We start from the raw sequence: 6,874 nt of genomic DNA, 5'->3' as shown, positions 1-6,874 counted from the left end.
TCGACCGGTTGCACGACGGCCTTGACCTCCTCGCCGAACTCGTCGTTGGGGACCCCGAACACGGCTGCGTCGACGAGCTTGGGATGCATGATGAGCAGGTTCTCGATTTCCTGCGGGTAGATGTTCACCCCGCCGGAAACGATCATGAACGTGGACCGATCGGTGAGGTAGAGGTACCCGTCCTCGTCGACGTAGCCCATGTCCCCAAGCGTGCGCCAGCCGCGGTCATTGGACACCGACGCGGTCTCGGCGGGGTCTTTGAAGTATTCGAAGTCGGGCCCGCCCTCGAAGAACAGCTCGCCGGCCTGCCCGACGGGCAGCTCGACGCCGTCGTCGCCGAGGACGTGCACCGGGGACATGGGCCTGCCCACTGAGCCGGGGTGGGCGAGCCACTCCTGCGGACCGATCGTCGTGCCCGCGAATCCCTCTGTGCCGCCGTAGTATTCGTGGATGATCGGCCCAAACCACTTCATCATGTGGTGCTTGACATCGACAGGGCAGGGCGCGGCCGCGTGGATGACGCACTGCAGGCTTGAGACGTGGTAGCGTTCCCGAATCGCCTTGGGCACCTTGAGCATCCGCACGAACATGGTGGGGACGAACTGGGCGTGCGTCACGCGGTGGGTCTCGATCAGCCCCAGGACGGTCTCGGCGTCGAACTTGCGCATCAGGATCGTCGCCGCCCCGACGCGGTTGACCGCCATGGTGTAGTTCACCCCCGCGGCGTGGTAGAGCGGGGCGGGGGAGAGGTACACGCTGGAGGACGTCATCGCGTACTTGTGGGTGAGCGCCAGCTCCAGCACAGCCTGCGCCCAGGAGCCGTTGCCGTCGGCCGGGAGGGGGCGGCGGACGGCCTTGGGCCGGCCCGTGGTGCCCGACGAGTACAGCATCTCCGAGCCGTCCGCCACCGGCGGTACGGCGCCGGCCTTCGCCAACGCGTCCTCGTACTCCTCGCAGCCCGGCAGGTCACCGCCCACCACGAGGCGGACGGTAACCGCAGCGTTGGCAGCGCGGACCTGGGCGGCCAGATCGGGCATGGAGGCGTCGACGAACACCGCCCTGGCATCGGAGTCGTCGATCACGTAGGCGACCTCGTCCGGGGTGAACTGGGTGTTGACCGCGGTATAGTACAGACCGGAAAGCTGGCAGGCCCAAGTGATTTCGAGGAATTCGGGCCGGTTCGGCAGGATCAGGGCCACGGCTTCGCCCGGGCGCAGCCCCGCCGCGCGCAGCGCCGCGGCGACGCGTTGACTGCGGGCATACAGTTCGCCGAACGTGATCGTTTCGCCGTCGGTGATCAGGGCCGGCGATGACGCTGCCGCGATCGCGTGATCGGCGATGTTCACCAGGGGGTCCTAAGTGGTTGCGGCGCCGTCAGTTTGAGCGGCGGCCGCGGCCTGCCGACGGGCGTGCTCGGACGGCAACACCTTGTCCTTGAACACCGTCTGAATCAGCTGCTGCACATCCTTGCTGATCGAGGCCAGCGCGACGAGATCATTGGAGCTCTGCCAGTGCACCCGCATGCCCATCAGCTCCCAGGCCCGCTTGAGGTTGGCCTTGGTCAGCATCAGCGTCGTCAACGGCGCCTGGGCGATGTGCCGGGCGATGGCCTCGACTCGGCCGTCAAGCTGATCACGCGGGACGACCTCATTGACCAGGCCGACCTCCAGCGCCTTCTTGGCATCAATCACCTCGGCCGTGAACAAATAGTAGGCCGCGCGGCGCCAGTTCATGAATACCCAGGGCTCGATGGAACATTCGCCCGAAGGCATACCGAATCCCTGCAGCGGCGGGTAGGAGAAGTAGGCGTCGTCAGCGGCGATGACGATGTCAGTGGTCAGGCCCATATGGGTACCGCCACCGACACAGTAGCCATGCACCTGCGCGATCGTCGGCTTGGAGAACTCCCACAGATTCAGGGTCGGCTTGACGAACAGGTCCGACTGCGCCTTCCACGGATGGCCGGTCACCATGGCGTTCTCCACGAATGACGGGTAGTCGACGGCGTTGTTGCCGATGGCGTGTCCCGAGCAGAAACCCTTGCCGTTGGCCTTGAGCACCAGCACCTTGATGTCGTAATCGCGGTCCGCGTCGGCCAGCGCGGCATCGACCTCTTCGGCGAGCTTCTGGTCCTGGGCGTTCGCCTTTTCCGGCCAGTTCAGCGTGACGCGGGCGATGGGCCCCTCCTTTTGATAGATGATTCGCTCGCGAGTCTCGTTGAGATCCATACGTGCTCACCTTTCCTGATTCACGAAGTGATGACACCGATTTCGGCGCCGATGTCGTAGGTGGTCCCGACCTGGCCCGTCCACTGCACGGTGCCCGACGCTCCGGCTTCGATTTCCTGCTCCACCTTTTCGGTCGCGATCACATAGATCGGCGTGCCCGCTTCCACGTGCTGTCCGCCCTCGACGAGCAGGCCGGTCAGCTCGGCCTCCGACACGGCCACCGAGACCCGGGGAATGCGAATGATGAAGTCAGCCATGCGCCCGCGCCCCCGCGGTGGTCTTGTCGAGGGTCCGCTGCGCGGCAGCGACGATCCGTTCCGGGCAGGGGTACACCTGTGCCTCGAGCGCCGCTGCGGCCGGGTTGGGGACGAATCGGGCGGCCACCCGTTCGACGGGCGCGGCCAGCTCGGAGAACAGCTCCGAGTGTAGGATCGCCGCGATCTCGGCTCCGGGACCGGCGAATTGGACCGCGTCGTGGATGATGACGGCTCGTCGGGTGCGGCGTACCGACTCGACGATGGTCTCGACGTCGAGTGGCACCAGGGTGCGCAGGTCGACGACCTCGGCGCTCACTCCCCGTTCGTGCAGGACGGTCGCGGCGCTCAGGGCGTCGTGCACGCAACGCCCGTATCCGATCAGGGTCACGTCGGTGCCGGGCCGCTTGATGTCGGCCTGTCCCAACGGGATCGAGAAACCGGGGTCTATGGGGACGGGCCCCTTCTTGCCCTGCAACCGGATCGTTTCGACGAACAGGCACGGGTCGGGGTCGAAGATCGCCGCCGTCAGGAGGCCCTTACCGTCCCGCGGCGTGGCGGGCACGATCACCTTCATGCCCGGGATGTGCATGAACCACGCCTCCAGGCTTTGCGAATGCGTGGCGCCGGTGGCCAGCCCGGCGTAGACCTGGGTGCGAATGGTGATCGGCGCCGTCGTGCGTCCGGCCGTCATGAAGCGCAACTTGGCCGCGTTGTTGATCAGCTGATCGGCGGCGATGCCGATGAAATCCATGATCATGATCTCGGCCACCGGCAGCAGGCCGTCGATGGCGGCGCCGATCGCCGCACCCACGATCGCCGCCTCCGAGATGGGGGTGTCCAGGACGCGCTCGTGGCCGTACTTCGTCGACAACCCGGCGGTTGGGCCGGAAGCCCCGGGATCGGCGATGTCCTCACCGAGCAGGAACACCCGTTCGTCGGCCGCCAGGGCCTGGTCCAGCGCGAGGTTGAGCGCCTCGCGCATGGTCAGCTCAGCTTCTTCCATTTTCACACCGGGAACCCGATCGGGGTCGCGTACACGTCTTGGTCGAGCTCGTCGATCGATGGCGAATCCGCGCGCATCACGGTTTCCAGCGCCGCCTCCACCGTGGCCAGCGCCTGGGCGTCGACGCGGTCCAGCTCGCCCTGATCGCACAGGCCCGCCTCGACGAGGTGGCTACGGAACCGGGGCACCGGGTCGGCTTCCATCGCGGCTGCCAGTTGCTCCTTGGGGATGTAGGGCATTCTGTCGCCGAAGTAATGGCCACGGAAGCGGAACGTCACGCACTCGATGAAGGTGGGGCCTCCACCGCTGGGGCCGGAGCGGGCCCGCCGCAACGCGTCGTCCAGCGCCGAAGTGACTGCCAGCGGGTCGTTTCCGTCGACGCACACCCCGGGCATGCCATAACCGGCCGCCCGGTCGGCGACGCGGTCCAGCTTCATGGTGTCGGCTGTGGCCGTCATCTCCGCATACAGGTTGTTCTGACAGACGAAGACCACCGGCAGATCCCACAGCGCGGCCATGTTCGCCGCCTCGTGAAAGGACCCCGTGTTGGTCGCTCCGTCGCCGAAGCTGACCACCGTGACGCGGTCGGAGCCTCTGCGTTTGGCGGCCATTGCCAACCCCACCGCCACCGGCGGTCCCGCCCCGACGATGCCGGTCGAAAGCATCACGCCCTTATCGGGTTTGGCGATGTGCATGGTGCCGCCCTTGCCACGGGCGGCGCCGACGGTGCGGCCCATCATCTCGCCGTAGATCTCCTCCAGCGGGACGCCCTTGCCGATGAGGTCGTGCAGGCCGCGGTAGGTGGTCACTAATTGGTCGTCGGGGCGCAGCGCGACGCCCATCGCGGCGGCGATGGCCTCCTGGCCGCGCGAGGGCCAGTACACGCACATGAATTCGCCGGTGCCAATGCCTTTGGACAACCGATCGTCGGCGGCCTTCATGAGCACCATCAGCTCGTATAGGCGCCGTTCGACGCCCGGCGTCCCGTCGCTCATGCGATCACGCACCCGACCATGGCTTGACCTTCAGGAAGCCCCCGCCGTCGACACGGAGTTGCTGCCCGGTGATGTACCGCGCCGCGTCGGAGGCGAGGAACAACACCGCTTCGCTGATGTCCTCGGGTTCGACGTAGGGGATCGGCATCGCCTGCACGAGCGGGAAAACCGGTTCGGCGTCCTCGCGAGCCGGATCCTTCAGGTCCGGCCGGAACGCACGATACATCGGCGGGCTGTGCAGCATGTCGGTGTTGACGTTGGTGGGATGAACCGCATTCATCCGGATGGAGAACGGGGCGAGCGCCAGGGCGAAGTCGTTGACGTAGTGCGCGGCAGCAAGTTTCGCGAAGGCATACCCGGCCCCGCCGGGGCCCCCGTCGATGCCCGTGGTGTTCATCGACGACATGAACGCGGCGTTGGACCCGATCACGATGATCGACGCGCCGGCCCGCAGATGCTTGAGGCTCGCGTGCACCAGATTCAGCACGCCGACCAGGTCCACGTCCACGGCGTCGGCGAACGCCTGCGGCGGCAGGCCCGCGGTGAGCGGGCAGATGCCCGCGTTGGCAACAACGACGTCGAGATGCCCGAATTCGGCGACGCCCTCATCGATCGCCGCGGACAGGGCGGCTCGGTCGCGGACGTCGGCTACCGCGGCGAACGCGCGCTGCCCCTCCTTCTCGACCAAGCGAGCCGTCTCGTCCAGGTCCTCCCGCCGGGCCAGGGGATACTCGTTGGTCTCGATGTCGGCGCACAGATCCACCGCGATGATGTCCGCACCCTCTGCGGCCAGCATCCGCGCATGCGAACGGCCCTGACCCCGCGCGGCGCCACTGATCACGGCCACCTTGCCCGCTACCCTGCCCATCGCCCGTCCTTCATCCGTCTGGCTATGGCGCGACCCACCTTGGGGCGCAACAACTGTGGGCGATGCTGCCGGCTCTCGAGCGGACGCGGATCGGGCGACCGACCGGTTGCTCTCGGGTAGGGCGCATATCCACCGCGGGTTGGCGTCGGAATCGGGCCGACGGTCGGATCCATCGCATCTCTTCCACGAAAAACTGCGCTGACCTGCAGCGGGTCTACCGCTACGCCCTAGACTAGCTAGAATATCTAAAATAGCAAGGAATGGCGTTCGACAAGGGAGTTGGCGATGTCTGGCGTGCGCGGGGGTGTGCTCCAAGGGGTACGGGTCATCGAGTTGGCGTCGTGGACCTACGTGCCGTCGGCCGGTGCGGCCCTGTCGGACTGGGGCGCCGACGTGATCAAGGTGGAAGGCGTCGCCTCCGGTGATCCGGGGCGCGCGTTGGTCGTCGGCGGGTTCACCCGGCAGGCGGCCCGCCCGGATGCCGACTTCATCCTCGAGCTGGGCAACCGCGGTAAGCGCAGCATCGCCATCGACATCAAGTCCGAGACCGGCCGCGAACTGTTCGGCCGCCTGTTGGCAAGTGCGGATGTGTTCCTTACCAATTGGCTGCCCGGTGCGCTCGAGCGGGCCCGGTTGACCGTGGACGACGTCCGCTCGTTCAACCCGAAGATCATCATCGCGCGAGGCACCGGGCTCGGGGTGCGGGGCCCGGATCGGGATCGTGGCGGGTTCGACGCGGCTACCTACCTCGCGCGCGGCGGCGTTGCCTACACGCTCACGCCGTTCGGCACCGACACGCCCGCCGTGCAGGGGCCGGGCTTCGGCGACCTCCAGGGTGGGGCGACGCTGGCCGGGGGCGTCTGCGCCGCGCTGTTCCACCGCGAGCGCACCGGCGAGCCGACGATCGTCGACTCCTCGCTGCTGGCGCAGGCGATGTGGGCGATAGCGCCGTCGATCTCGGCGGCCGATTTCTTCGACATCGACGGGATCCCGGGAGCACCGCCCGGCCTGGCCATCAACCCGCTCGTCAACCGATACAAAACGCGGGACGGCAGGTGGATCCAGCTGGTGTTCTTGCAACCGGACAAGTTCTGGGTGGGCTTCTGCGAACGCATGGGTCTGGCGGAGTTGGCGACCGACGAACGATTCGTGCCGTCGAGCAACCTGATAGCCAACGCCGCCGCGGCCACCGAGATCCTGGCCACCGTGTTCGCCGGCCACGACCTCGCACATTGGCAGAAGGCGCTCGAAGACGAGCCCGGTGTGTGGGGCGCCCTGGCGACGCCGCGGGAGACCCTCAACGATCCGCAGGTGGAGCCGAACGGATACGTGGTGACCAACGTCGACGACCACGGCGAGACGTACCGCATCGTCGCGGCGCCCGTTCAGTTCGACGAAACGCCGCCGGCGCCGGCGCGCGCGCCCGAACACGGACAGCACACCGAGGAGATCCTGCTGGAGCTCGGCGTCGGTTGGGACGACATCGCCAAAGGCAAGGATCTCGGGGCGATCCTGTAAGCCTC

The 6,874-nt window shown here is 67.2% G+C and carries 7 protein-coding genes; 1 reads left to right on the top strand and 6 read right to left on the bottom strand.

Annotated elements, in window-relative coordinates; translation table 11 throughout:
* The 6 genes from A5695_RS13360 to A5695_RS13335 form a co-directional block, all read right to left on the bottom strand.
* On the bottom strand, positions 1-1,346 hold a 1,346-nt coding region (locus A5695_RS13360), incomplete at its 3' end, for an AMP-binding protein (protein ID WP_068082346.1).
* Between the two features lie 9 nt (positions 1,347-1,355).
* Positions 1,356-2,228, bottom strand: a complete 873-nt coding sequence (locus A5695_RS13355) for an enoyl-CoA hydratase-related protein (protein ID WP_068082345.1) — start codon at positions 2,226-2,228, stop codon at positions 1,356-1,358.
* 20 nt (positions 2,229-2,248) lie between these two features.
* Positions 2,249-2,485 (bottom strand): biotin/lipoyl-containing protein, encoded by a 237-nt coding sequence (locus A5695_RS13350; RefSeq protein WP_068082342.1) that lies wholly within the window; start codon positions 2,483-2,485, stop codon positions 2,249-2,251.
* Positions 2,478-3,488, bottom strand: a complete 1,011-nt coding sequence (locus tag A5695_RS13345) for an alpha-ketoacid dehydrogenase subunit beta (protein WP_068082339.1) — start codon at positions 3,486-3,488, stop codon at positions 2,478-2,480. Before A5695_RS13345 ends, A5695_RS13350 begins: the two co-directional genes overlap by 8 nt.
* Before the next feature lie 2 nt (positions 3,489-3,490).
* A complete protein-coding gene (locus A5695_RS13340; protein WP_068082360.1) occupies positions 3,491-4,483 on the bottom strand; it encodes a thiamine pyrophosphate-dependent dehydrogenase E1 component subunit alpha in 993 nt (330 codons plus the stop codon).
* 4 nt (positions 4,484-4,487) lie between these two features.
* The gene (locus A5695_RS13335) at positions 4,488-5,351 is read right to left on the bottom strand and encodes a mycofactocin-coupled SDR family oxidoreductase (RefSeq protein WP_068082336.1); all 864 of its coding nucleotides are present in this window, start codon (positions 5,349-5,351) and stop codon (positions 4,488-4,490) included.
* A gap of 285 nt (positions 5,352-5,636) precedes the next feature.
* Here A5695_RS13335 and A5695_RS13330 point away from each other — a divergent pair, with 285 nt between their 5' ends.
* Entirely contained in the window at positions 5,637-6,869 is a 1,233-nt protein-coding gene (locus A5695_RS13330; RefSeq protein ID WP_068082334.1) for a CaiB/BaiF CoA-transferase family protein, read from the top strand.
* The last annotated feature ends 5 nt before the right edge of the window (positions 6,870-6,874 follow it).

This window comes from Mycobacterium sp. E1747 (assembly GCF_001667775.1).
GTDB lineage: Bacteria > Actinomycetota > Actinomycetes > Mycobacteriales > Mycobacteriaceae > Mycobacterium.
Note: the sequence above shows the minus strand (reverse complement) of the source record. Positions and strands in the feature narration are given on the sequence as shown.